The organism is Chromobacterium sp. IIBBL 290-4, from assembly GCF_024207115.1.
In the GTDB taxonomy this organism is placed as follows: Bacteria; Pseudomonadota; Gammaproteobacteria; order Burkholderiales; family Chromobacteriaceae; genus Chromobacterium.
On sequence record NZ_CP100128.1, the window covers coordinates 3801526 to 3827448 of the forward strand.

General features: G+C 62.8%; 22 protein-coding genes. 10 read left to right on the forward strand and 12 right to left on the reverse strand.

Going from position 1 to position 25923, the window contains the following annotated elements:
- Positions 1-15: 15 nt before the first annotated feature.
- On the reverse strand, positions 16-840 hold the full coding sequence (locus NKT35_RS17845; RefSeq protein WP_254295513.1) for a hypothetical protein: 825 nt from the start codon (positions 838-840) through the stop codon (positions 16-18).
- A gap of 256 nt (positions 841-1096) precedes the next feature.
- Here NKT35_RS17845 and NKT35_RS17850 point away from each other — a divergent pair, with 256 nt between their 5' ends.
- The 4 genes from NKT35_RS17850 (at position 1097) to NKT35_RS17865 (ending at position 7219) form a co-directional block, all read left to right on the forward strand.
- Complete coding sequence (locus NKT35_RS17850) at positions 1097-5272, forward strand: PAS domain S-box protein (RefSeq protein ID WP_254295515.1); 4176 nt, start codon at positions 1097-1099, stop codon at positions 5270-5272.
- An 84-nt stretch (positions 5273-5356) separates the two neighbouring features.
- Positions 5357-5725 carry a DUF6176 family protein gene (locus NKT35_RS17855; RefSeq protein WP_254295517.1) on the forward strand — a complete coding sequence of 123 codons (369 nt, stop codon included), beginning with the start codon at positions 5357-5359 and terminating at the stop codon, positions 5723-5725.
- A complete protein-coding gene (locus NKT35_RS17860) occupies positions 5715-6179 on the forward strand; it encodes a GNAT family N-acetyltransferase (RefSeq protein ID WP_254295523.1) in 465 nt (154 codons plus the stop codon). The genes NKT35_RS17855 and NKT35_RS17860 overlap by 11 nt, the downstream gene beginning before the upstream one ends.
- Positions 6180-6289: 110 nt before the next feature.
- Positions 6290-7219: a GNAT family N-acetyltransferase gene (locus tag NKT35_RS17865; protein WP_254295525.1), complete on the forward strand. Its 930-nt coding sequence runs from the start codon at positions 6290-6292 to the stop codon at positions 7217-7219.
- A gap of 82 nt (positions 7220-7301) precedes the next feature.
- Here NKT35_RS17865 and NKT35_RS17870 read toward each other — a convergent pair whose 3' ends face one another.
- A complete protein-coding gene (locus NKT35_RS17870; protein WP_254295527.1) occupies positions 7302-7973 on the reverse strand; it encodes a DUF3313 domain-containing protein in 672 nt (223 codons plus the stop codon).
- A 291-nt stretch (positions 7974-8264) separates the two neighbouring features.
- Here NKT35_RS17870 and NKT35_RS17875 point away from each other — a divergent pair, with 291 nt between their 5' ends.
- A complete protein-coding gene (locus tag NKT35_RS17875) occupies positions 8265-9197 on the forward strand; it encodes an IS5 family transposase (protein ID WP_254294827.1) in 933 nt (310 codons plus the stop codon).
- 224 nt (positions 9198-9421) lie between these two features.
- On the opposite strand, the gene NKT35_RS17880 is transcribed toward NKT35_RS17875, so the two are convergent.
- On the reverse strand, positions 9422-10759 hold the full coding sequence (locus NKT35_RS17880; RefSeq protein WP_254295529.1) for a DUF2254 domain-containing protein: 1338 nt from the start codon (positions 10757-10759) through the stop codon (positions 9422-9424).
- Between the two features lie 128 nt (positions 10760-10887).
- On the opposite strand from NKT35_RS17880, the gene NKT35_RS17885 reads away from it, so the two are divergent.
- Complete coding sequence (locus NKT35_RS17885) at positions 10888-12510, forward strand: methyl-accepting chemotaxis protein (protein ID WP_254295531.1); 1623 nt, start codon at positions 10888-10890, stop codon at positions 12508-12510.
- Positions 12511-12516: 6 nt separating this feature from the next.
- Complete coding sequence (locus NKT35_RS17890) at positions 12517-13245, forward strand: substrate-binding periplasmic protein (RefSeq protein ID WP_254295533.1); 729 nt, start codon at positions 12517-12519, stop codon at positions 13243-13245.
- 89 nt (positions 13246-13334) lie between these two features.
- Here the strand turns inward: NKT35_RS17890 and NKT35_RS17895 are convergent, their stop codons facing one another.
- From NKT35_RS17895 to NKT35_RS17915, 5 genes are all read right to left on the reverse strand, one after another.
- A complete protein-coding gene (locus NKT35_RS17895; RefSeq protein ID WP_254295535.1) occupies positions 13335-14024 on the reverse strand; it encodes a hypothetical protein in 690 nt (229 codons plus the stop codon).
- 372 nt (positions 14025-14396) lie between these two features.
- Positions 14397-15005: a 3'-5' exonuclease gene (locus tag NKT35_RS17900; protein ID WP_254295537.1), complete on the reverse strand. Its 609-nt coding sequence runs from the start codon at positions 15003-15005 to the stop codon at positions 14397-14399.
- A complete protein-coding gene (locus NKT35_RS17905; RefSeq protein WP_254295539.1) occupies positions 15005-16810 on the reverse strand; it encodes a putative nucleotidyltransferase substrate binding domain-containing protein in 1806 nt (601 codons plus the stop codon). Before NKT35_RS17905 ends, NKT35_RS17900 begins: the two co-directional genes overlap by 1 nt.
- Positions 16811-16865: 55 nt before the next feature.
- Positions 16866-17645 (reverse strand): class II glutamine amidotransferase, encoded by a 780-nt coding sequence (locus NKT35_RS17910; protein ID WP_254295541.1) that lies wholly within the window; start codon positions 17643-17645, stop codon positions 16866-16868.
- Positions 17646-17880: 235 nt separating this feature from the next.
- Positions 17881-18786, reverse strand: a complete 906-nt coding sequence (locus tag NKT35_RS17915) for a LysR family transcriptional regulator (RefSeq protein ID WP_254295543.1) — start codon at positions 18784-18786, stop codon at positions 17881-17883.
- Positions 18787-18929: 143 nt separating this feature from the next.
- On the opposite strand from NKT35_RS17915, the gene NKT35_RS17920 reads away from it, so the two are divergent.
- Together NKT35_RS17920 and NKT35_RS17925 are read left to right on the forward strand one after the other, a co-directional pair.
- Entirely contained in the window at positions 18930-19790 is an 861-nt protein-coding gene (locus tag NKT35_RS17920) for an MBL fold metallo-hydrolase (protein ID WP_254295545.1), read from the forward strand.
- 11 nt (positions 19791-19801) lie between these two features.
- A complete protein-coding gene (locus NKT35_RS17925) occupies positions 19802-20485 on the forward strand; it encodes a DsbA family protein (protein ID WP_254295547.1) in 684 nt (227 codons plus the stop codon).
- Positions 20486-20553: 68 nt separating this feature from the next.
- Here NKT35_RS17925 and NKT35_RS17930 read toward each other — a convergent pair whose 3' ends face one another.
- A complete protein-coding gene (locus NKT35_RS17930; RefSeq protein WP_254295549.1) occupies positions 20554-21003 on the reverse strand; it encodes a globin family protein in 450 nt (149 codons plus the stop codon).
- 63 nt (positions 21004-21066) lie between these two features.
- Positions 21067-22575: a S41 family peptidase gene (locus NKT35_RS17935; protein WP_254295552.1), complete on the reverse strand. Its 1509-nt coding sequence runs from the start codon at positions 22573-22575 to the stop codon at positions 21067-21069.
- Positions 22576-22789: 214 nt separating this feature from the next.
- Here NKT35_RS17935 and NKT35_RS17940 point away from each other — a divergent pair, with 214 nt between their 5' ends.
- Positions 22790-24118 carry a chitinase gene (locus tag NKT35_RS17940; protein ID WP_254295554.1) on the forward strand — a complete coding sequence of 443 codons (1329 nt, stop codon included), beginning with the start codon at positions 22790-22792 and terminating at the stop codon, positions 24116-24118.
- An 82-nt stretch (positions 24119-24200) separates the two neighbouring features.
- Here the strand turns inward: NKT35_RS17940 and NKT35_RS17945 are convergent, their stop codons facing one another.
- The gene (locus tag NKT35_RS17945) at positions 24201-24926 is read right to left on the reverse strand and encodes a peptidylprolyl isomerase (RefSeq protein WP_254295556.1); all 726 of its coding nucleotides are present in this window, start codon (positions 24924-24926) and stop codon (positions 24201-24203) included.
- Between the two features lie 196 nt (positions 24927-25122).
- Positions 25123-25905 (reverse strand): peptidylprolyl isomerase, encoded by a 783-nt coding sequence (locus tag NKT35_RS17950; RefSeq protein ID WP_254295558.1) that lies wholly within the window; start codon positions 25903-25905, stop codon positions 25123-25125.
- Between the last annotated feature and the right edge of the window lie 18 nt (positions 25906-25923).

Below are 25923 nucleotides of genomic sequence, written 5' to 3' on the forward strand. Positions count from 1 at the left end.
CCGGCCGCTGGGGCGTCAATGGAAGTGCCGGTTGAGCAACTCCGCCAGCAGTTCCGGCACCGAGGGTTCGCCCTGCCGCAGCCGCTGCAGGAAACTATCCAGGAAAACGGTCAGGGAAATGGCGCCGCACAATACCGCTCCCGCGCCATTATGATCCCACTCCATCACCAAGCCCTGCATATAAGCGGTCAGCCGATTGCCGTCCTGCTTGAATGAATGGTACAGGCTGATGGCCGGCGCGCCGGGCATCTGGTAACGCGTGAGCAGGGTGTGTTTGTCCAGATGGCTGCGGCTGATGATGTCCTGGCTGTCGAACTCCACATGCCAGGGCTGCACGACCTGGCTGCCGCGGGTGTGGCAGCGGTAGGCCCGCGAAACAATGCCGATGGGGCCGCTGGGCGCGCAGGCCGGGCGGGGGCCGATGACCGGCATGCCTAGCAGCAAGGTGAAGGCGCTGGCCAGCGGGTCCGGCGTGGGTCCGGCGCTGAGTTCGAAGCAATTTTGCAGCGGATGCTTGGCCAGCCAATCCGCGGGCAAGTGGATGGCCGCGGCCTCCATATGCTGGGCGGCGGCATAGGGCAGGCCGTAGAGCGGCAGCCGGCGCTTGCCCTGCATGGCAAAGGCCTGCTGGCGGTGCTGGATGCTGTATTGGCTCAGCACGGCCTCGGTGGTGATCAGAAAACACTCGTCCCGGTATTTCAACAGCATTCCATTGCCGAAACACGGGCCGCACTTGCCGTCGGGGCGTTCTGGATGCAACGAGACGACTAGCGGACTCAACTGCAGATAAATTCTTTCCAGGCACTGCAGAGGGTCTTCCAGATCAAACAAAAACTCCATGACGACTTCCCCGAATAAGTAAGACTACGGTGTTCCTGCCCAAGCATAGTTCATACAAAAACTAAGTTTGCGCAAATTTCTTCTCCCCATGTCGAATGGGATGTCGCAGCCTGGGATGCTATACCGATAGGGATTGGCCCAAAGGCCAGATTCTATGGTCTGGCAAAGCGCGCCAAACGATGAAAGCGGAGAAATGCCGCGCCGCGGAAGGGCGCGGTTGGCCGGCGCGTACGCCAGCGGAGGAAACGGAGAAAACATGCGGTGGAATCCACGGACGCGATTCATCCTGTTTGCCGTGTCTGCTTATGCAGCCTTGGGGCTGCTGTGGCTCTTATTTCCCGCCCCATCGCTGGCAGGCATCGCACCCGCCGGCATGACATCGCCGACGATGCTCAGGGATGCGTTATTTTTCCTCGCGACGGTCGCCTTGCTGTTTGTCGCCTTGCGAGCCGTCCCCTCGGCTCGGGCGGGGGAGAATAGGCCTTGGTCTGACCCCTTGGGCGATGGCTTGTTGCCGTTTTCCGGCAACCGCTGGCTGACTTACGCCTTGTCGCTGGCGTTGACGGGCGGCATGTTGTTGGCCGCGAATGCCTTGTTTGGCGAGGGAATGGCGCAGAATCCCATCGCCGTGATCTATTTGCTGCCTATCACGCTTTCCGCCTGCCTGGGCGGCGTCGGTCCCGGGATCGCCGCCACTTTGCTGGCCGGCGCGGGAGTGGACGCGTTGGCGACGCCGCATCTGCATGAGGCCGAGTCTGCTATCAGCGCTAAATTGCAATTGGGCTTTTTGTTGCTCGACGGCGTGACGCTGAGCCTGCTGTGCGGCTGGCTGCGCCGCGCCTTGCGCAAGGTGGAGTGGGCGCGCCGTCTGCTGGACGCGGTGGTGTCCAGCACCACGGATTCGATCTTCGTCAAGGATAGCCAGGGCCGTTACCTGCTGGCCAACAAGGCCGCACTGGCTTTTGTCGGCAAAACCGAGCGCGAAGTGCTGGGCAAGGACGATTTGGGCATTTTCGACCCGATCAGCGCCAAGGAAGTGATGGTTTGGGATAAGCGCATCATGCAGGGCGGCAAAGTGCAGACCACGGAGGAAGCCTTGACGCTGCAAAGCGGCGAGCTGCTGATCTGCCAGGTCACCAAGGGGCCGATCTATGACAGCGATGGCTTTCTGACCGGGGTGTTCGGCATCGCGCGCGACATCACCGAGCAAAAACGGGCGGAAGCCCTGGTGCGGGACAGCGAGGCCGCGCTTCGGCAGGCGCAAAGTCTTGCGGGGCTTGGCAATTGGAGCTGGAGCTTCGCCAGCGACACGCACTATTGGTCGCCCGAGGTGTGCAGAATGTTCGGCGTCGACCCGCAGGCGGGGCCGCCGAGCTATTCTGCGATGCGCCGCTACTTTACCGAGGACAGCTGGGAGGGGCTGAAGAGCGCGGTGGAGCGTTGCCGCCTGACGGGATTGGGCTATGAGTGCGACGCCGAGCTGCAATTGCCGGACGGCGTGGTTCGCTGGGTGACGGCGCGCGGCGAGGCGCGGCGGGACGAACTGGGCGAAATCGTCGGGCTGTACGGCACTTTGCAAGACATCACCGAGCGCAAGCAGATGGCTTTGCAGATCAAGGCCAGCGAGGCCCGGCTGCAGTTGGTGGTGGAGGCGACGAGCGATGGTTTCTGGGATTGGGACTTGCGCAGCGGCAAGGTGTTCCGCTCCAGCCGGTATTACGAGGTGACTTTCACTCGGCCTGAAGACGATTCCGGCGATTTCCGATTTTTCCGGCAACTGGTGCATCCGGCCGACCTCCCTTTCGTATTGCAAACCATAGAGGCGCACCGGCGCGGAAAAACCGCGCGGATAGAGCTGGAATTTCGTTTGGCCAATCAGGACCAGGGCATCCGCTGGATGCAGGTGAGAGGCCGCGCGGTGGAGTGGGACGAGCGCGGCGCGGCGGTCCGCCTGGTGGGAAATCTGTCGGATGTCACCGAGCGCAAGCGGATAGACGAGGATTTGCGCCTGGTGTTGAACGAGGCTGGCGACGCGATTTGGGTGACCGATCCGGAGGGACGCTACATTTTCGCCAATCCGGCAGCCTGCCGATTGACTGGCCATGCGCTGGACGAATTGCGGCAGATGCGCATCCAGGACCTGGTGGCGCCGGAAAGCCTTGCCGCCTTGCCCGGGCATCTGGAAAAGCTGAACAATGAGCAATTCATCCGCTCTACCTGGCCCTTGAGGCTGAAGGCTGGCGGCAGCATCACCATAGACCTGACCACCGGCAAGCTGAAAGACGGCCGCTACATGGCTTTTGGCCGCGATCAGACCGAGCAGCGCAAGGCCGAGCAAGCCCTGCGGCAGCGCGAGCAACAATTGGCGCGCGTGATCGATGGTTCGGACCAGGGGTTTTGGGATTGGAATCTGCAAACCGGCAGCTTCCAGGTCAGCCCGCGCTGGGAAGGCATGCTGGGCTATGCCGCCGGCGAAATGCATGTCACCGCGGAAAATTGGTACGACCATATTCATCCAGAAGACCGAGGCACGGCCCGCGAGTCCATCCGGCGGAATCTGAGCGGCGAGACGCCCAGCCACGAGGTGGAAATACGTTGCCGGACCCGAGGCGGCGATTGGCGCTGGATTTTGTCGCGAGGCAGGGTGGTGGAGCGGGGCGAGGACGGCGAACCCTTGATCATGTCGGGCACCCATACCGACATTACCGAGCGCAAAGTGTTGGAGCAGACGCAGAAAGAGGCCGCGGTCGTGTTCGACAGCAGCTACGAAGGCATTCTGATCGTCAGCCCCGACGGCGTGATCACCAAGGTCAACAAGGCCTTCACCCGCATCACCGGCTACAGCATGGACGAGGTGCTGGGCCAGAAGCCCAGCATCCTGTCTTCTGATCACAATCCCGCCGCTTTTTACGATGAGATGTGGGGCTCGATCCAGGGGCGCGATTTCTGGAGCGGAGAACTGTGGAATCGGCGCAAGAATGGCGAATTGTACGCGGAGCTGTTGTCAGTGTCGGTCGTGCGGGATGCCGCCGGCCAGGTGCTGCACTATATCGGGATATTTTCCGACATTACCCAGTTGAAGCAGCATGAGGCGGAGCTGGACCGCGTGGCCAATTTCGACGCGCTGACCGGCATCCCGAACCGGCGGCTGTTGTCGGACCGGCTGCGCCAAAGCATTGTGCGGGCTTCGCGCAGCGGCAAGTCCTGCGCGGTCGGCTTTCTTGATCTCGATGGCTTCAAGGAGGTCAACGACCATTACGGCCACGCCGCCGGCGATCAATTGCTGATCGCCGTCGCCAATCAACTGAAAGCCGCGCTGCGAGGGGATGACACGCTGGCCAGGCTGGGCGGGGACGAGTTCGTGGTGTTGCTGATCGATATCGGCAGCACCGAGGAGTGCATGCTGGTGCTGGACAGAATACTGGACGCGGTCGCGTCGCCGGTTCAGCTTGGCAGCAAGATGGTGGCGGTGACCGCCAGCATCGGCGTCAGCCTGTATCCGCAGGATAATGTCGATCCCGATACCCTGTTGCGCCATGCCGATCAGGCGATGTATGTCGCCAAGAACGCCGGCAAGAACCGCTACCAGCTGTTCGACCCGGAAGGCGATCGCAAGGCCCAGGCGCACCGGGAATTCCTGGAGCAGTTGAGGGCGGCGCTGGGCAATGGCGAGCTGGCGTTGTTCTATCAGCCTATCGTGGATTTGTTCAATGGCGACGTGATCAGTCTGGAGGCCCTGGTGCGCTGGAATCACCCGCAGCAGGGCTTGCTGGAGCCGGCCGATTTTCTGCCGCACTTGCACGGCAACGATCTGGAGATGGAGTTCGGCATGTGGGTGGTGGACGCGGCGCTGCGCCAGATCGCCCATTGGGCGGAGCGCGGCTTCGGCATGAGCGTCAGCGCCAATGTCAACTTGAGCTGCTTGTTGCAGCCCGCTTTCCACGACAACCTCGCCGCCTCGCTGGCGCGCTATCCCAGCGTTCAACCCGGCCATCTCGAGATCGAGGTGCAGGAAGGCACGGCCAAGGTGGATATGGAGCGGACCATCGCCGCGATGGAGCAGACCAAGCGGCTGGGGGTGCGTTTCGCGCTGGATGATTTCGGCACCGGTTACGCTTCGCTGAGCTATCTGCGGCGCCTGCCGGTCGACACCTTGAAGATAGATCAGACTTTCGTGCGGGACATGCTGGGCAATACGGAGGACCGGCGCATCGTGGAGGGCGTGATCCAGCTGGCTTCGGTATTCAATATCAAGGTGGTTGCCGAAGGCGTGGAAACGCTGGAGCACGGCGCTTTGCTGCGCCACCTCGGCTGCCGCTACGCCCAGGGCTATGGGATCGCCAGGCCGATGAGCGCCGATGCGGTGCCGGGCTGGCGCAAGTCCTGGCTGGAGGGCGATGCCCGGATGGGATTGGAGAAAGCCACGCAATAAGCGCATTGGCATTGTTTGGTTTTGTGCGTATGGTGCGAACTTGGCCTGCTTGCATGTGAAGCGGGCTTTTTCATTGGAGGACACATGGCGCATGCAAGCGAGATGGCGTGTTTCGCGGTGAAGCCCGGCAAGGAGGCGCGCGCGGCCCTATGGATGGAAGCCTTGCGGCATAGGCGGCAGGAATGCGTGGAAGCGCTGGCGCGGGAGGCGATGCGTTTCGAGGCGATTTTTCAGCGTTGGGAAGGTTTGTTTTTATGCTGGCTGTCGGCTCAGGGCGAGCAGGGCAAGCGTCCCGACAGCTCGCCTTGCGATATCGATGCCGTTCACCTCGCTTTTGGGGCGGAGCGCATAGATCGATGCGCGTTGCCGCGGGAGTGGTCTCACCAGGTGGGTTTTCTGCCGGCGGAGGTGGCAGCGGTCATGCTCAAAAATGGTGCATCTTATGGCGAGTAAGCCTGTTCTGATCCGCTTGGCCAAAGGATGCGATGCCGGCGCCCTGACCGCGCTGTATCGGGAGTTGACCGGGGATGACGCCGTCTGGGTCGAACCGGCAAGGCTGGACGCATTGGCGCGGGGGAGTTCGACCAAGGTGCTGGTGGCGGAGGCGGATGGCGAAGTGGCGGGCACGGCCTGGCTCGGTTTTTGCGAGGATGTGATGTTCCGGGCGCAACCGTTCGCGGTGCTGGAGAATGTGGTGGTGAAGGCATCCCGGCGCGGCCAGGGCATAGGCGAGGCCTTGCTGGGCGAAGCGGAGCGGCTGTGCGTGCAGGCAGACTGCAGCAAGATGATGTTGTTGAGTTCGGCGAGGCGCGAGGCGGCGCACCGTTTTTTCCAGCGTTCGGGCTTTCAGGGCGACGCCAAGCGCGGCTTCGTCAAATATCGCAGCAAGATGGGCATTTCCAATTAAGCGTTGCGAACAAAACCTCGAAGAGCGCCAGAGCCAGGGCGCGCCGATGCAGACGGCGCAGCGCGAGGAGGGGCGAGGGCGCGATGCCAAGAACAAGCAAGGCGGCAAGTGTGGCAAGCAATATCGAAATCAAGGCAAGAGCGAGAGATCTCAAGGAGCTGGCTAAGCGAATAGAGGCTTTAGGCGGCGAGAGAATAGGCAGTTTCTGGCAGGACGACAGTTATTTCGCCAGCGCGGCCGGCCGTTTCAAACTGCGCGCGCAGGGCGGAGCGGGAGGCAAGCTGATTCATTACCGTAAGGACCCAGCGACAGGGCCGGCGCAATCCGACTTCTTAACCGCGGCTTGCGGCTTGGCGGGCCGGGTGCGCAAGTCTCGGCTGGCGTATCGTCTGGACGGCGGCCGGGCGCACTTGGATAGAGTGGAGGGTTTGGGCGACTTCATCAAGCTGGAGATCGAATGCTCGGACGAGTCGGAAAAGGTGGCCGCCCAGCAGCAAGTCCGCAGCTGGATGCGGCAGTTGGACATCGGCGACGCCGACCTGCTGGACGAGGGGTACTTGGAATTGCTCGCCGGGCGCGCGCCGCCGCTTGTGTCCATTGAGCTGGAGCAGCCGGACCAGCCTGAGGCGCTGGCGCTGATCGAGGCGCTGGATGCTTATCAGAAGCCTCTTTATCCGGCTGAAAGCCATCATGGCGTCGATGTCTCGGTGTTGATGCGTCCAGAAGCCGCATTCGCCGTGGCCAGAGATGCCGCCGGCGTGGCCGTAGCTTGCGGCGCGGTCTGGTGCGAGCCGGAATACGGCGAACTCAAGCGCATGTATGTCAGCCCCTCCGTTCGAGGCATGGGGGTGGCGAAACGCCTGCTGGATTTCCTGGAGAACCAGGCGCGGGCCCGCGGCTGCGGCAGCATGGCGCTGGAGACCGGCATCCATCAGCACGAGGCCATCGGACTGTATCAGCGCGCGGGCTATGACTTCTGCCTGCCGTTCGGCGACTACCTGGACGATCCTTACAGCGTGTTCATGCGCAAGCCGATTTGACGCGGCGCTGTTGTTGGAAAAGCGGACAGGGCAAGCATTGTGCTTGCCCTGTCCGCTTTTTCGGGTCCGGCCGGCTTGCCGATTATTGGGCTTTGCCCAGGTGGGAGGCCAGTTGCTGGGCGCTTTGCTTGCACCAGTCGTCCATCAGCGGTTTGAGCATGTCCAGCGAAACCTGCTGCTCCTTGGTCTTGCTCTTGCCGCCTTGGCGCAGGTTGACGGTGCCGGCCAGCAGGCTGCCGTCTTGGGAGTCTTCCAGCTGCGCCATGCTGCCTATCTTCAGCAGATAGGGTTCCTTGCCTGCCGCCAGACGGGCCAGGTTGAACACGGCCTTGATCGGCAGCAGGTCCACTGCGTCCACGCCCGGGCGGTCCTGCTCCACGCTGGTCATCGCCACGCGCAGCCGGACCACGCCCGGAGCCGGCGCATCGGCGATGGGCACGCCGGCTGCGGCCAGCTCGCTGCGCAGCTTTTGCTGGTAATAGGCGGCGATGGCGTTTTCGTCCCCGGCTTTCAGCAGCTCCCACTGGCCATTTTTGGCCTGGCGCAAGAACAGCAGCGATTCAGGCAATACCGCGTGGTAGCTTTTCAGATCGACGCCGGGTTTCAGATAGACGCGCTGATTGGCTTGCTTGCCTTGCTGGAACGCGTCCAGCGGGAGCGTGAACAGATTCTCCGGGGCGGCTTGCTCGGCGGCGAAGGCCGGCAAGCTAAAGGCGAATGCGGCGCATAAAGACAGCATGGACAATTTCATCATGAGGCTTCCTTGGTTCTGAATGCATATTTGCTTGGAGCGGCACAACGATGACCAGCCGTTTGGCGATTGGTTCAGGTGGGGAAAGGGAAGTTGGCCCGCGAACCATCCGCGGACCGTGGGCTAGCGGTGCAGATAAGTGAACAGCGCGAGTAGCAGAATGCAGCAGACGATCATCAAATTCAACAGGATTTCTTCTTGCATGGGCTCGTAATGCGATCTGTCCTGAATGCTTAATCGCGAGCGGCTTTGTTGCACAAATCACCCTCCCAGCAGGCGGGGTAGAATGACGGCATGAGCAAGCCCGCCCCGCCCAAGTACAAGACCACCAACTGGAAGACCTACAATGCTGCGCTCAAGGCGCGTGGGTCGCTGATGATCTGGTTGGACCGTGACATGCGCTGGCATGGCTCTGCAGTCGGCAAACGTGGACGGACACCGACTTTCAGCGATGCCGCCATTCAGTTCTGCCTGACGATCAAATGCCTGTTCAATCTTGCGCTCCGACAGGCCGTGGGTATGGTGCAAAGCCTGCTCAAACTGGCGGGGCTGGACTGGCTGACGCCGGACTACAGCACCGTGTGCCGGCGGCAAAAGCATTTGCAGGTGGCCATTCCTTGCCGTCCAACCACGACCGGGCTGCACCTGTTGATCGACAGCACCGGCATCAAGATGCTGGGTGAAGGCGAATGGAAAACGAAGAAACACGGCGCGGAGTACCGCCGTCAGTGGCGCAAGGTGCATTTGGGCATTGATGCGCAGACGCTGGAAATCCGGGCGATTGAAGTGACCGACAACGCGGTGGGCGATGCGCCAATGTTGCCGGAGTTGCTGGACCAGATTTCCGCGGGGGAAAGGATTGCTGCAGTAAGTGGCGATGGTGCCTACGACACCAAAGGCTGCCATGAAGCGATTGCCAAGCGAAAAGCCGAGGCGGTGATTCCTACCCGAAAGAATGCCAAGCCGTGGAAGGAAAATCGGTTGGGCGCCCATGTCCGAAACGAGATACTGCGTGCTACCCGGCTCCTGGGTCGAGCGATCTGGAGGAAATGGAGCGGTTACCATCGCCGCAGCCTGGTGGAAACCAAGATGCGCTGTTTCAAGCTGCTGGGCGAGCGGGTAATGGCAAGGGACTTCGACCGTCAAGTCGCAGAGCTCCAAGTGCGAGCGGCGATCTTGAACCGCTTCACGCGGCTCGGGACGCCGATGACGGTGCGCATGCCATAAATCCGTCCGGGGAAAGGGGCTTTGCATGCCGAAGCCTATTTATGCAACAAAGCCATCGCGAGCCGGAAAGTTTTCTCAGCCAGAATTGCACCAGATTGCGCGGACTGGGGCCGTCGGGATCGGCTTTCATGATGGATGACCTGATGTAAATAAAATGTAGGCGAAAACATTTTACCGCAGCTGCCATGCGTTTGCCATTTTTTACAGGGTTTTTACTTGCTTTTTTACTGGTTTTCGACAGGGTTTGTGCCGACAGTTTGACGCAACGCATCCAGCCGAGCTTGCAAACGCAGCGCGGCGCCATCGTCCAGCCTGCCCTGGCAGCCTTCGACCGTGCGTTCTCCAAGCGCCAGCAAGGCGGCGCGGCGCTCGTTTCCCACTGAGACAAAGGCGATATCGTTGAGGGCGGCGAGCAGACGCAGGCTGACGGCCATATCGCTTTGCGCGTAATGGCGTATCTGTTCGAACGCCGACTCCAGCAAGGCCTCGAAGTCCATCGCCGGAACGGCGACGCGCACGACGCCGGGCGGGTCGAAGAACAGCCGCTGCGGCGCGCTGCGTTGGGCGTAAAGACACAGGATGCGGCTGAGCTGATCGACGCAGCAAATGCCGGTGGTGGGGTCGTTCACCGCGGGCGAGATGGCTTTCAGGGCGATATCCACAATCTGCAGCACGCCGAATTCCACGTCTTGCTGCAGCGTGCGGCTGGGGCCGATATCGCAGGCGGCCAGCAGGGCTTTGGCCAGCGCGGGGCTGATTCTTTCCTGGCGCGAGGCCAGCAGCAAGGGCACGCCTGCCGGAATGAACTGGCCGACGCGACGCGCCACGCGCAGCTTCAGTTGATGGGCCTTGGCCAATTTGACCAGCTTGCCGGTGTCGATGAAGCGGATGTAGCCGGAAGCCTGGTTGGCGATGGGCGCGTCTGGAGGCGCGGCGCCCTGCGCCGATCCGCTGGGCCAGAGCGAAGGCTCGAAGCGCTCCGGCATCTGCTCATGAATGACCTGCTCCGTTTCCGCGGCGATGCGATCGACGATGTAATTGACGCTGATGGCGCGCGAAATGTGATGGATGAAAAACAGCAGCCCCACCACGCAGGCGACGGCCAGCATCATGGCGCCGAACACCGACAGCACCGGCGTGAACGCGTAGGGATGAGCGCGCGCCGCCGGCAGCGCCGCAATGCAATAAGAGAACGTGCCCAGGAAGATGCCCAGCGTTCTTTGCGTGACCTTGTCGCGGGAGAAGCTGACGATGATGCGCGGCGAGAATTGCATGGATGCCAGCGTCAGCGACATCAGCAGGATGGCGAACACGATGGATACCACGGTCATGATGGAGGTGGCGATGGCGGACAAGATCACCTGCGCCACTTGAGGGTCGCCGCGAGAGGGAAAGAGCGCTGCCGGCAGCCAGGCGCTGATGCGGGGATGCAGCTCCTCCAGCCATGACAGCCAGCCGCCGGCAAAGCCCAGGATCAGCGCGATGATCAAGGGGCGCACCAGGAAGCCGCCGCGGAGATTAAACAGGATGTGCTGCAGCGCGCGAGGCAAGTGGCGGGTCATGGCGTTTGGCGGGGTTATGCGAATGGCGTGCCTGGATGATACCGCTTCCGCGCGGCGCAGTCGATTTTGCTTCGTGATCTAGAATGTACGAATAAGTATCACTGCGCGGCGCGGGCAGGAGGTTGGCAATGGTGTCCAGGTTAAGCGTGGGATGGCGGATCGCCGTCTTGATTGTCTTGTCGGTATCGGTTTTCCTGCTGCTGGGCGGCATCGGCTTGGCGAGGATGCAGGCGATCCAGCAACAGTTGCGCAAACTAGACGATGTGTCGCTGGCCGAGGTGGACATTTCGCGCAGCCTGAGCGGCGAACTGACCAGCATGCGGCTGGAAACCGTGCGCTTATTGGCTAGCCGGGACCTTGCGGTCAAGCAGAAGGCTGAAGATTTGCTGAACAAGCATAGGGAGAATTTAAGCCAGTTGCTGGACGCGTATCACAAATTGCCCTTGTCGGACGAACTGCAACGCAAAGACGATCAATTCCAGGCCCGGCTGGCGGAGTACGTCGAAGCCGTGCAGCCTTTGATCGCCGCCGCCAAGGCGGATCCAGAGCATCCTCCCCCGGTTTACAACCCTAAGATCAACGGCGCCGCCGGCGCCATGGGCGAACTGGTGGATGCCATGGTGAAGGCCAGCCGCGATGACGCGAGCCGGGAAAGGGAGCAGGCGGAAAGCGGCTATGCCAGCGCCTGGCAGTCCATGCTGCTGGTGATAGGCCTGGGCATGGCGGTATTGCTGATCGCGGGCTTCATTCTGCAGCGCTCCATCAGCCTTCCTTTGCGCGAGGCGCGCGACGCGGTGGAGGGTGTGGCGCGCGAGCTGGACTTTACCCGGCGGATGTTGCCGGCCGGACGCGATGAAATCGCGGAAACCATGCTGGCGATGGATGCCTTGCTCGCCACTTTGCAGCAGAGCTTCGCCGAGGTGAGCCGGCTGGTCGGCGGCGTGGCGGATGCGGCCTCGGGTTTGCGCGGCACGGCGGGCGGCCTGGCCGACAGCGCAGGGGTCTCGTCGCAGGCTTGCGCCAGCATGGCCGCGTCGGTGGAGCAGATGACCGTCAGCATCGCGCATGTCCGCGACCGGGCGCGCGAGGCGAGCAGCTTGAGCCGCGACTCCGGCAAACTGGCCGAGGCGGGCGAGAAGGTGATTCTGCAGATGGTCGGCCAGATCCGCGCTTCGGTGGAGACGGTGCGCGATGCCGCGTCCACCGTGGACAAGCTGCGCGGCCAGGTGACGGCGATTGGAACGGTGACCGAGGTGATCAAGGGCGTGGCGGATCAGACCAATCTATTGGCCTTGAACGCCTCCATCGAGGCGGCGCGTGCCGGAGAGATGGGCAGGGGCTTCGCCGTGGTGGCCGACGAAGTGCGGCAGCTGGCGGAGCGCACCGCGCAGGCGACGCTGGAAATCAGCGGCATGATACAGGCCATGCAGCAAGAGGCCCTCAACGCGGGCAGCTGCATGGAGGGGGTGGTGAGCAATGCCCAAGGGTGCGAGCAGTCGGCGGAGGAGGCGGGCAAGACCATCATGCAGATCAGCGAACGGGCTGGGGAGGCGGTGGCGCTGGTGGGCGAAATCGCCTCGGCGATAGGCGAACAGGCCGATGCCAGCACTTCCATCGCGCAACAGCTGGAGCGGATCGCCCAGATCTCGGAGGAGAGCAGCCTGGCGGCGGACCAAACCGCCGACGCCTCCCAACAACTGAGCGCCTTGTCCGGCGAAATGCGCGCCGCGGTGTCTCGCTTTCATGTATGAGGCAGGATGATGCGCCGCATAAGCCTGTTTGCCTGGGTGTTCGCGCTGGCCGCGGCTGCCGCGCGAGGGGAGCCCGCCCATTACCGCTCTTTCACCTTGGCGGTGGAACCCTGGGGCATCATCGACACCGATAGAGGGGTGGGACCGGATTTCGTCCGTTTTCTGGCGGATCAGGCCGGGTTTGCCGTCACCGCCGAGTCCTGGCCCTATCTGCGGGTGATAGACGGCATGCGGACCGGTGAGAACGCCATCAATCTGGGCATTCCCACGCCGGAACGGGAAAAGTACGGCATCGCCATCTGTTCTATCGGATCGGTCAAGGTGTCCTTGCTTTACCGAGCTGCGTCCGGCGCCAAACGCGATGCCGCCAGCAGCTTTTCCGGCATGGCGGTGGGCGAGTTGCGAGGCAGCCGGACCCTGGATGATTTCGACCGCGCGGTGCCGCATAAAAAAGTGCTGATCAGCGATATGAGCCAGGGAATCCGCATGCTGGAGGCGGGGCGTCTGGACGCGACCATATGCGTGCGCCCTGGCTGCGGCAATATTCTGGATGGGCAGGGTGGGGAGGTGCGCGGTTTGGCCGAGTCTCGTCTGACCGAGCAATCGCTGGCCATTTATGTCTCCCGGGCCAGCCCTTTGTCGCGCGATGCGGCCGCCATGCTGCGTTTGCGGCTAGCTTGCGACTCGTATGCGGGGCGACAGGAAATGCGCCGCCTGTTGGCGCCGTTTCATTGAGGCATGCAAAAAAAAACGGCCCGGACTGACCGGGCCTGGAGCGAGGGTGATGCTGCGCTGTTTTTCCCTCCTGGCAGCGAGGGGCGGGCTTAGACCGACATCGACATCAACAGGCTGGAGATATCGTTGGTGCCGGTGTTGGCCTGATACAGGCTCAGCGCGGCCTGCAGCTGCTGGGTATTGTTGACGGTGCTGGTCGAGCCGGTGGCGCCGGTCGAGGTTTGATTGCCGTTGGCTGCGTTCAGCAGGCTTTGCAGGCCGCCGCCGTTCTGTTCGTTTCCGCCGCCGCCATGGTGATGGTGGTGGTGTCCGCCGCCGGCTTGCTGGCCTTGCTGGGTGCCGTCCGCCTGCATGGTTTGCTGCAGCTGTTGATAGGCTTGCTGCGCCTGGCTGAGATTGCCGGATTGCAGGTCTTGGCCCAGCGCGTTGAACAGCGATGACACCGAGCTGCCGCCGTTGGTGGCGCTGGTGCCCGAAACCGTGCTGTTGTTGGCCGCGGCGTACGGGTCGGTGCTGCTGGCGGCCGTTGTGCCTGAGGTCGCGGCAGTCGCGGAGGTCGCCGAAGTCGCGCTGATGGCATTGTTCAGCTGGGAGCTGAACGATGAGTTGCCATTGCTGCCGTTCAGCTGTTGCAGGCTGGCCAGCGCCTGTTGGGCGCCGCTCAGATTGCCTTGCTGAATGTCATTGGTCATGGTGCCGAAATCTTGGCGGCGCTGCTGGCGCATGGCCTGCATTTGCTGCCAATAGTTGCTGCTGGTATCAGTGTTGCTGACAGACATGTTGCCTCTCCTTGAGAACAGTTTGCGGGGCAGAGCTTTCACGGATCAGCTCGTGTCCTGGCGGCAAACCGGCAATTTCCAAGCTTGTTGCCGGCAAGCATTGCCGCCTTGCCATCGGTGCCTGCCGCTTTTCCCGCTTGAATGGGCCTTTATTGGGCTTTTCTTTACGGAACAAGGGCTTGGCTGGATGGGTAAGAGCAAGCGGCGTGCCAGTTTGAGATGGTGGGAAAGGGCAAATGTTTACAAATATGATGGCATGCACTTAGGCCGGTGAACCAACCTCAACAGAGGTCTTGAGCCAGGGCGTGTCGACGTAGATGGCGCAAGCCGCATGGCCAGGCGGCGCGACGAAAAAGCAGGGGATAGCGGCCCTTAGCCGAAACCGCGCTGTCGCAGCGCCTGGTAGAGCATGGCCACGCCCAGAGCGTCGTTCAAGGCGTCATGCCGCGGCGGGGCCGGGATGGCCAGGTCGCGGTAGAGCTCGCCCAGCCGCAGGTCGATGTGCGCGCCGGGATGTTGTTTGAACTTGTAGTCGTAATAGCGGCTGGAGATTTCGATTTGCCGTTGCGGCAGGCCGATGCCGATCAGCGGTTTGACCAGCTTGTTCAGCACCGCCACATCGTATTCCAGGTAGTAGCCAAGCAAGGGGCGGCCGCCGATGAAGTCCAGCAGCCGGGTGACGGCGTCTCGCGGAGGCAGCCCCTGATCCACATCGCGCCGTCGCAGCCCGTGGATGGCGATATTGGACGCCTCCGGCGCGCTGTCAGGACGGACCAGCAAGTTGAGCGCCTCGCTTTGCAGGATGCGGTTGCCCCGCAGCCGCACCGCGGCGATGGATAAAACCTCCGCCTTGGCGATGTCCAGGCTGGTGGTTTCGCAGTCCAGGCTGACCACTTCGTCCGGATGCTCATCGAACAAATGCATCCATGCCGGATCGCGCAGCCGGGTGCGCAAGTAATGCCGATAGAGGCGGAGCAGCATCAGAAGCTGCCCAAGCGATAATGATGGCGCAGTTGCGCCTTGAAACGTTTCACCACCGCCAGCGCCTCTTTCAATAAGTCGCGCTCCAGGGTGCCCAGCGTTTCCGGCTCCAGCAGGTTGTCGGCCGGCAAGCCGGCGTCCAGTCTGCGCAAACCATGGTCCAGGCGCAGTTGGGACAGGCAGGACAGCGCGTCCTGGATATCCGCGGCCAGCGCCGCTTCCAGATATCCCTTGGCCGCCAGGCTTTGGGCGCGGGCGGCGCTGTTGGTGTCTTCGATATCATGCTCCAGCGCCAGCGCGCGCAGGCCGTGCGTCAGCGGAAAAATGCCGCCTTTCTTCAGGTCCAAGGCCTCTCGGCCTTCGTGCTCGCGCGTTTTCAGCCGCGAGAACGGGCCTAGCGGCGTGTCGAATTGCTCGATGGCGCGGGCGAAGCGAGAGAAGAAGCTGGCGTCGTCCTGCAGCCGGCTGCGCAGATAGTCCTGGCTTTGCCGCAGCAGCGAAGCATCGCCGCATACCGCCTCGGCGTCGACGAAGATTGCCAGCTGCATCATGCCCTCGCCGCTGGGGCGGGCGAGCCAGTCGTGGATGCGGTCGCGCATTTCGGACTGGCTGAGCCGCCAGGGGGGATTGCTGATCATCACGCCGCCGGGGCAGGGCGGGTAGCCGAAGCGGGCCAGCGCCGCGGAGAACTCCAGGCAGCTTTGCTCCAGCTTGGCGTGGCGATAGCCGTCGCGCAGCAGCAGCGCGTTGTCCTGATCGGTTTTCAGTATCTGCTCGCCGCGGCCTTCCGAGCCCAGCACCAGGAGGCAGCTGTTTTCCAGCAGATCGGGCGGCGCGATCATGCCCCAGGCGCGGGCGAACAGGCGGACGTTGAGCGCGGCCACCAGCTTGCCCAGTTGCGGCGGGCGGACGCCGTGGCCGGTGAGAATGCGGACCAGCCGGTCGATCTGGCCGGCGATGTCGGCCAGCTCATCCAGCGTTTCCGCGCGTTCCAGTCGCTGGGCGATCAGGTGGGAGTGGTTGGAAAAGTAGGACAGCACGTCCACCTGGGCCAGCATGCCTTTGGGCTGGCCCTGTTCGGTCACCACCAGCCGCCGCAGATTGCGCTGGGTCATCAGCAGCAGGGCGTTGAACAGGAAGTCGTCGATGTCGATGCTGAGCAGGGTGTAGCTGCAGTGCCTTCCCACCGGCTCGCCGCTGTCAACGCCATCGATGATGATGTCGCGGAAGTCGGTGGTGGTGAAGATGCCGAGCTTGTCGCCGGCGCGCACCAGCACCGACTTGCTGCGATTCTGTTTCATCGCCGCCGCGGTGTCGCGGATGCTGGCGTCGGCATCGACGAAAACCGGCTGGCGGCAGCCGGCGTCGCGCACGGTGGCGGTAAGCAGCGTTTGCAGCTCGCGGTTGCCGGCGCGCTGCGCCAGCATGCCCAGTTTTTGCGAAACGTCGGCGAAAAAAAACGCGCCGAAGCGCGGATTGCTGGCGGTCAGGCGGAGCACGGCCTCGCGCGGCAGCGACAGCAGCAGGGCCTCTTCCTCGACGACGAAGCGGTTAAGCGTTTGCTCCGCGGCCAGGGCGCGGGCGTCGAAGCTGTCGCCGGGGTGGTAGCGGGCGGCCACTTCGTCGCCCGCCAGTTCCGCCACTACGCCCTTGATGATGACGAATAGCGCGTCGGGGCCTTGGCCGGGGCCCAGCACTTGGGCTTCATCGGGAAAGTAGACGATGTCGGCCTTGGCCTCCAGCGCGTCGCGCTCGGCGGGGCTTAGGCTGTCGAAAGGCGGTTGGCTGAAGTCGAAACGGCTCATGGCGGGTCCGTCGGAATAGGCCGGACTTCAGCATACCGCCAATCGGCGTGGGGCGTCAGTCCGGCTTGCGTATCATCAGCGGCGCGCCGTCGCGGAACAGTATCAGCTCGCCGGGGGATAGCGCCGTCCAATGCTCGTTGTCGGTCAGCGGCTGGGTGGCGACCATCGCCACTTGATCGCGCGGCGTGGTGACGGTGGCGAAGTCCACGCTGACATCGTCGTCGACCAGATGGGCGGTGTTGAACGGGGCGCGGCGAATGATGTAGTGCAAATGGGTGGAGCAATGGACGAACAGCACCTCGCCATTGCTCAGCATGAAGTTGAACACGCCGCTGCCGCTGATCTCGGCCGCCAGGCGCGCCACCTCCTCGAACAAGGCCGCCAGCTCCGGCGCTTGCGCCCATTTGGCGCGCAGTTTTTCCATGAGGTAGCAGAAGGCGCGCTCGGAGTCGGTGCTGCCGACCGGATGGAAGAACTGGCCGTCCTCGGGCGCGAAACTTTCCAGATTGCCGTTGTGGGCGAAGATCCAGTACTGGCCCCACATTTCGCGCATGAACGGGTGGGTATTGGCCAGGTTGACTTCGCCCTGCGTGGCTTTGCGGATGTGGGCGATGACGTTTTCCGACTTGATCGGGTAGCGCCGCACCAGGTCGGCCACCGGCGATTCCACCGAAGGCTTGTCGTCAAGGAAGACGCGGCAACCTTTATTCTCGAAAAAAGCGATGCCCCAGCCGTCGGCGTGATGGTCGGTCAGGCCGCCGCGGCGATGGAAGCCTTCAAAAGAAAACAGAATGTCGGTCGGGGTATTGCAATTCATGCCCAGCAGCTGGCACATCGGCGTAAGTCCACTTTCTAGTTCGGTTGTTGCCGGCGCGGATTGTCCGCGCCATGGTTTATGTAGCTGAGCTTAGGCGATTCGCGGCGGGCCGGCAATGCTCTTGCGGGCTGTCGGGCGGGGTTTGCTTGCATTTTAATGAGATATTTAAACCATCAGCCGGCATGAGGGCCGTCCTTCCAGGGCCCCGTGCCGTACTCATTACCGATGTCAGCCCGCGCGGCTAGGCCCGCTCTTACGCGGCGTCCCACGGCGCGGTCTGGCCGCCGAAACGCTCCACCAGGAAATCCAGCAGGCTGCGCAAGGATAGCGGCAGCAAGCGCCGCGAGGGGTAGAGCGCGTGTATGCCCAAGAGCGGCGGCTGCCAGTCCGGTAGCAGCGCGATCAGCTCCCCGGCCCGGACCGGTTTGGCGGCGAGATAGCTGGGCATCATGCTGATGCCGGCGCCTGCCAGCGTGGCGGCCAGCAGCGCGCTGGCCTCGTTGGCGCTGATATTGCCGGCTACCCGCACGCGCGCCTCTTCCGCGCCGCGCGTCAGCCGCCATTCGCTGCGGCCGAAGTTGCTGTAACTGAGGCAGCGGTGGCTTTCCAGCGCTTGCGGCTGTGCCGGCACGCCATGGGCGGCGAGGTAGGCGGGGGAGGCCACCAGCAGCGAGCGGCAGTCGCACAGCCGCCTGCCCACCAGGCCGGGATCGGGCTCATTGGTGATGCGGATGGCGAGGTCTATTCTTTCTTCAATCAGGTTGACCGTTCTATCTCCTAATTGCAGGTCTACTCTGAGTTGAGGATGGCGCTCGCAAAACGCGGCGACCGCTTCGCCCAGCACCGCCAGTCCGAGCGAGGTGCTGGCGGCCACGCGCAGCAGGCCGCGCACCTGGCCGTCGCGCTGGCTGGCGTCGGCGCGGACTTCCGCGGCCAGCTCCAGCATTTGCTGGCAGCGCGCCAGGCAGGCCAGGCCGGCGTCGGTGAGCGTGACCTTGCGGGTGGAGCGTTGCAGCAAGCGCACGCCCAGCCATTGCTCCAGCTCCTCGACGTAGCGGGTCACCATGGGGCGCGACATGTCCAGCTTGTCGCCGGCGGCGGTGAAGCTGCCGAGTTGCGCCACCTCGGCGAAGACTTGCATGGCGGTGAGTCTGTCCATTTATATGTTTGAAATAAGAAACAATAATGTGCAGTTTAATCGATTTATTAGTTCGATTGTTGAGCTTATAGTGTGCGCATCTTCACTGAAACGCAGTGCAACCCGCCGGCGGGCGCCGGCTTAAAGACTTAAGGAGTTTCACCATGATTCGTCAAACCCTGATCGCCGCCGCTCTCGCCGCCGCTGGTTTCGCTCACGCAGGCGACCTCAAGCTGTCCGTCTACAACGCCGACGGCAACAGCTTCAACGTCTCCTCGGTATTGGTGACCGGCGATAAGGACGCCGTGCTGATCGATACCGGCTTCACCCGCGCCGACGCTTACCGCATCGCCGCCCGCGTGCTGGATAGCGGCAAGAACCTGAAGACCATCTATGTCAGTCAGGCGGACCCGGACTACTACTTCGGCGCTTCAGTGCTGAAGCAGATCTTCCCCAAGGCCGAACTGCTGGCCGCGCCGGAAGTGCTGGCCCACATCAAGGGCAATGTGAAGGGCAAGGTGGCGTTCTGGGGCCCGAAGATGGGCGCCAACGCGCCGCAGGCCAATCCGTTGCTGCCGACCGAAATCAAGGCTGACAAGATCATGCTGGAAGGCAAGGCGCTGGAGCTGCGCGACACCAAGGGCGTGATGGCGCATCGCGGCTATGTGTGGATTCCGTCCATCCGCGCCATCGTCGGCAATGTAGGCGTCTATTCCGGCATGCACGTCTGGACGGCCGACACCCAGAACGACGCCGAGCGCAAGGGTTGGTACAAGCAGCTTGACGACATGGAAGCGCTGAAGCCGGAAACGGTGGTGCCAGGCCATATGATTGCCGGCGACAAGATGGACGTATCCGCCATCCGTTACACCCGCGACTACCTGAAGACCTTCGAAGCCAAGAACGCCGCCACCGCCAACAGCGGCGCGCTGATCGAGGCGATGAAGCAGGCTTATCCGCAAGCCGCCGAAGTGTCCACGCTGGAACTGGGCGCCAAGGTGCGCAAGGGCGAAATGAAGTGGTAAGCGAGAGCGCGATGAAACTGCATTACTTTTACGACCCGCTGTGCGGCTGGTGCTACGGCGCCTCCCCGCTGCTGAAGGCTGCGGCGGCGGTGCCTGGCGTCAGCGTGGAAATGCACGCCGGCGGCATGATAGACGAGTCCGAGGGCCGCACCATCACGCCGGATTGGCGGGGCTATGTGATGCCGCACGACGCGCGCATCGCCCAGATGAGCGGCCAGCCTTTCGGCGACGCCTACTTCAATGGCCTGCTGAAGGACATCGGCGCGCCGTTGGCGTCCAACCCGGCCATCGCCGCGGTGCTGGCGGCGGGCAAGCTGGGTTTGGAACCTCTGGCCATGCTCGCCCGCATCCAGCGCGCCCACTACCAGGAAGGCAAGCGCATCGCCGAATTCGCGGTGTTGAGCCAACTGGCGGTTGAGCTGGGCGTGGAGCCGGCGCGCTTTGCCGAAGCTTGGCAAGCGGCGCGCGAAGAGGCGGAAAGCCATATAGGCGAAACCCGCCAGCTGATGTCCAGGCTGGGCCTGCGCGGCTTCCCGTCGGCGGTGTTGGAACAGGACGGCAAGCTTGAGCGGCTGGAGTTGTCCGGCTGGTTCGGCAAGCCGGAGCAACTGGCCGCCGCCCTGGCGGAGCGCCTGCCCAAGCTGGCCGAGGCGGGCGACGACGCCTTGTTCTGCACGCCGGAAAGCTGCCGCTGAGATAGGCGGGAATCAATCCAGCCATGAAAACGCCCCTGTCGGCTTATGCCGCAGGGGCGTTGTCGCGACTACTCTTCCTCGGCGTGCTGCGGGCTTTGGAACTCGGGGTAGGCGGCTTGCTTCATCGTCGTCGCCACCAGCCTGAAGGTGTCGACCCAGGCGGTGCGCAGCTCCGGCGTCCAGTTCTCCGCCCCCAGCCCTTGCTTCAGTGTCCACAGCAGGGCATTGCCGACCGGCGTGTAGTCGCCGGGCTGCACGCCGTAATCGACATGCTTGATGGCCAGCTTGGCCAGCACCGGCGCGATCAGATCCAGATCGTTGAGGCCGGCGATGGCCAGTTTGAGCGTGGACATCAGCATCTGCCGTTGCCGGGCCATGTCGTTTTGGAACAGGGTCTGCAGGTCCGGAGCGTACTCAAACAGCTTGTCGTAAAACAGCTGGGCGGCCTGGTCGGCGATCGGTTCGACTTTGGCGAAGCTTTCCTGCACCAGACGGATCTGCGCGGGGGTGAGAGCCATGTCACGCTCCTTGGGGGCGGATAATGACTTCAGCTTAGCAAATGTTCGCGCAAGTTCGAGCGTTTATGACGTTTGTCCGCCAGGCTGCGCGAGGTCTCTTTCTATCATGTCCAGCACTTTCTGCGCCTTGGCGCGCGGACTGGCGCCAGGCATGTCGGGCAGGGCGATGTCGGGCTGGATGCCCGCAACCTCATCGCTGCCGTCCTTTCTTAGCCGCACGCAATTCGGGATGCGGAAGCGCAAGCCTGAGTGGGGCAGCGTCAAGGGCAGGTTGGTGCCCATGAAGCCGCAGCCGTCGCCTCCGGTCTTGGCGCCGATGATTTTAGCCAGGCGATTGTCTTGTATCGTGGCGGCGAACATTTCCGCCGAGGAATAGGATTTGCCATCGGTCAGCACATAGGCGGGACCAGGCCAGGCGGCCTGGCTTTGAAAGGCGAGGGCGGGCCAGAACAGATTTTCCGCCACCGCCTGAGAGTATCGGCCGGCTTCCAATTCCGCCAGCAAGCCGGAGGCGTAGCCAGTCTGCATCAGTCCGCTGTAGGGCGCTTCCGGCTTGAAAGCGCGCTGTTCGCGCCAAGCCCAATCCATTCCGGTGCGCGGATGTTGTTTGAGATCGGTGTGCAGGCTGCGAACCTGCAGCAGGAAGGGCTGCAGAATGGTTTTGTCTTGCGGCGTGGTGTCCGGCGGCAGGCCGCTGCTCAAGTCTTCCTCCCATCCTTTCAGGTAATTTTCAGCCGCTTGCGAGCGCGTCATCCATAACGGCGCGGCCTTGCCCGGCTTGGCGCCCAGCAGTCGCGCCATGCTGTTGCCGCTGTCGTTGCCGCCGGGATTGTCGCCGACATCGATAATCAGGGCCTGCGCGCCGGCGGCCTTCAGATCGCGCATGCGCTGAGCGGTTTCGGCATACCACTGCTTCATGGTTTCGCCAAACAGCTGGTCCGGGTCGAAATGTCCCACGCGCGCCGACACCGCGCTCCAGGCGCGCTGGCAAGCCAGGGGATAGTCGTGCGGAGAGAAGGAGGCGATGCGCAGCAGGCCCAGCTTGCCTTTCGGGCCCAAGTCTATGATGGCGCTGCGCATGGACTGGCTCAAGCCGTCGCTCAATAGCCTGACGCCGGGCAAGGTCTCGAAGGGCAGGGAGAAATTGATGCGGCTGCTTTGCACATAGCCTTGGGCGGCGCAGCCATCCAGCGGCGAGTCCAGCGCGGGGTCGCGTTTGGGTGGCTCGCTCGCGGCGGCCGCCGCCGGTGCGGGCGGGGCGGCTTTGAGCAAGGAAAAGTGGCCGTCATGGAAGCCGCTTTGAAAGTCCAGAATCGCTCGGCGGGCCTCGCCATCGTCGCGGGCCGCGGCCAGCGCGGCTTGCGCTTTCTGGTTCAGCGCAGGCAGGTCCACGCCGCTTTGCGGCGACGCCATCCAGGCCAGGTGGGAGTAGCGTTTCTCCAGCTCTTGTTTCAGCAGTTGGAAGTCATGCTGCCAAGCCTTGGCGTCAAAGCTTGTTGCCGCGGCGGCCTGGCAATTGGCGGCCGCCAGCAGGCATAGCGCGGCGGGAAATAGGAATGAATGGCGTCTCATGAGTTGGATCTGTGTTTGTCCTAATAGGTAGCATCATAAAATCTCGCTGCAAAAATGACAATTAAATTATAAGTGCCAAAAATTTATTATTTGACATCTAAATCGAGTGTGACTGATTGATTGAAATTTACTTGACATTTAATGCTTGAAACTTGCTGATGGTGACATACGCTGAAATACCAATTAAATACCAATTGTGACAAGGAGACGGCAAATGCGGCGAATGATGGCGAGGGGACTTAGCGTGATTGCGGCTGGGCTATTGCTGGGGCACGGCCCCACGGCGCTGGCGGCGGCTTGCCCGGCTTGGGCGGAGGGCACGACTTACAAGGCCGGCGATGTCGTGAGCTACAGCAACGCCAATTATACGGCGCTGGTGGCGCATACGGCTTATGTCGGCGCCAACTGGAACCCAGCCGCCTCTCCTACCTTGTGGAGCGCGGGCGGCAGCTGCTCGGGCGGCGATCCCACCCCGCCGACGCCGCCGAATCCGCCCACGCCGCCCAGCCCGCCGCCGGGCAATACGGTTCCGTTCGCCAAGCATGCGTTGGTCGGGTATTGGCATGATTTCGCCAATCCCAGCGGGCCAGCCTTCCCCTTGTCGCAGGTCAGCGCCGACTGGGATGTGGTGGTGGTGGCGTTCGCCGATGACGCGGGCAACGGCAATGTCAGCTTCACGCTGGATCCGGCCGCGGGCAGCGCGGCGCAGTTTGTCCAGGACATCAAGGATTTGCAGGCTAAGGGCAAGAAGGTGGTGCTGTCTTTGGGCGGACAGAATGGCTCGGTGACCTTGAACAACGCGACCCAAGTGCAGAATTTCGTCAACAGCCTCTACGGCATCATCAGCCAATATGGCTTCGACGGCATCGATCTGGACCTGGAGAGCGGCAGCGGCATCGTGGTGGGCGCGCCCATCATCAACAATCTGATCACGGCGGTACAGCAGCTCAAGGCCAAGGTAGGGCCAAGCTTCTATCTGTCGATGGCGCCGGAGCATCCTTATGTGCAGGGCGGCTTCGTCGCTTTCGGCGGCAATTGGGGCGCTTACCTGCCCATCATCGATGGCTTGCGCGACGATCTGTCGGTGATTCACGTCCAGTATTACAACAATGGCGGCTTGTATTCGCCGTACTCTACCGGGGCGCTGGCCGAAGGTTCGGTGGACATGCTGGTGGGCGGCAGCAAGATGCTGATCGAGGGCTTCCCCATCGCCAACGGCGCTTCGGGCAGCTTCAAGGGCTTGAGGCCCGACCAAGTGGCCGTGGGCGTGCCGTCCGGGCCTAGCTCGGCCAACTCCGGCTTTGTCAGCGCGGACACCATCGCCAAGACTTTGAGCTGCCTGACCGCGCAGAAGGGCTGCGGCAGCATTCAGCCGGCGCAAGCATATCCGACCTTTCGCGGCGTGATGAGCTGGTCCATCAACTGGGACAGGCGCGACGGCTACAACTTCAGCAAGCCGGTGGCGGCCAGCCTGCATCAACTGCCGGTGACGAATGCGGCCAGCAAGAAAAAAGCCGCCGGCAAGGCGCCGGCGGCTCGTTGATCCTTTGTCAGCTTGGGCGCTTTAGCGCAGCGCTGGCCATGCCGGCGCTGCTTCATTTTTTGGCGCTTCGCTGTCGCGGGGCTCAAGCGGTCATTTGGTAGCCGCTGATCTGGGCGGACGACACCAGGCCGTTCAGGTATTCGTGCATGGCTTGATTCATCGCCAGGTCGCTCAGGTATTGCTGCAGGCGTTCCTTGATCTCGTCGAAGCCGATCTTGCCGCCTTCCTCGCGCTGCTCAACCTGAATGATGTGGTAGCCGAACTGGGTTTCCACCAGGTGCGGGGTGATGTCGCCGGCGGCGGTGCTGAATACCGCTTGTTCGAATTCCGGCACCATCTGGCCGCGGCCGAATTGGCCAAGGCTGCCGCCTTGCTTGCCGGACGGGCAGGTGGAGTGCTCTTGCGCCAGCGCGGCGAAGCGGGACGGCGTGGCTTGCACTTCCGCCAGGATGCCTTCGGCCTTGGCCTTGATCAGGCCGGCTTCCAGGCCTTCGCCCTTGGGCAGCAGGATGTGGTTGGCCACGGCGCTTTCGCCGGTGTTGAAACGGTCCGGGTATTGCTCATAGAAGGCCTTGGAGCTGGCTTCGTCAACCGGCTCGATTTGCAGCTCGCGGTCCAGCAGCGTCTGGATGGCTTGCTGTTCGTCAGCGGCTTCAATGCCTTCAGCCTGGGCCTTTTGCACCAGCAGGGTGTGCAGGATCAGTTGCTGGATGGCGGTGTCGCGCGGGCTCGGGGTGTCCGCGTAGTGGTCCAGTTGGGACGCGATCATTTCTTCGCTGATTTCAACGCCGTTGACGATGATGGTCATGAGTTTTCCTGTGTGGCGCACGCAAAGCGTGGCTGGGTGGGGCCGTCGGACGGCCGGTGAATCGGGCAGGCGGGCCTGCGGATGACGGCGCATGCGCCGAGCGATGCCGGCGAAGGTAAGCGCAGCGGCTGGCGCTGTCAAGCGATGGCAAAGAAAAAGGGACGACAGCATGTCGTCCCTTGGCGCTTTTGGCGGATTACTGCTGGATCTGGGCCTTGGCCTTCAGGTCGCTCACGTATTTTTCCACGCGGGAGCCCATTACGCGTTGGGTCAGCTGCGGACGGATTTCATCCAGCGGCGGCACGTTGCGCTGGGTGCGCACGTCGTCCAGCTTGATCACGTGCCAGCCGAACTCGGTCTTCACCGGCTTGGCGGTCACTTCGCCCTTGGCCAGCTTGCTCATGGCTTCGGAGAACGGGGCGACGAAGGTGCCGGCTTCTTGCCAGCCCAGGTCGCCGCCATTGGCCTTGCTGCCCGGATCTTGCGACTTTTCCTTGGCCAGCTTGTCAAAAGCTTTGCCCTTCTTCAGCGCTTCGATCACGGCCTTGGCTTCGGCTTCGCTCTTCACCAGGATGTGGCGGGCGTGGAATTGCTTGGTTTCCGGCACCGAAGCCACCAGCTTGTCGTATTCGGCCTTCAGTTGCTCGTCGCTGATCGGATTGGCCTTCTCGTAGTTCTTGATCAGGCGGTTGGCCAGCGCCATGGCTTGCATATTGGCCAGCTCGGCGGCGAAGTCGGGCGACTTGTCCAGGCCTTGCTTGACAGCTTCCTGGCGCAGCACTTCGGCGGTGACCAGTTGGTCCTTGATCTGGTCGCGGGCTTGCGGGGTCACGTTTTGACCCTGGGCTTCCATCATCTTCGCGACGGCGTCGATGCGGGCGTCGGAGATCTGCTGGCCGTTGATAGTCGGGCCGGCAATGGCGATGGCGCTGCCAGCCAGGGCGGCGACGACGGCGGATGTCAGCAGGAGTTTACGCATGTTGTTCTATTCCTGATT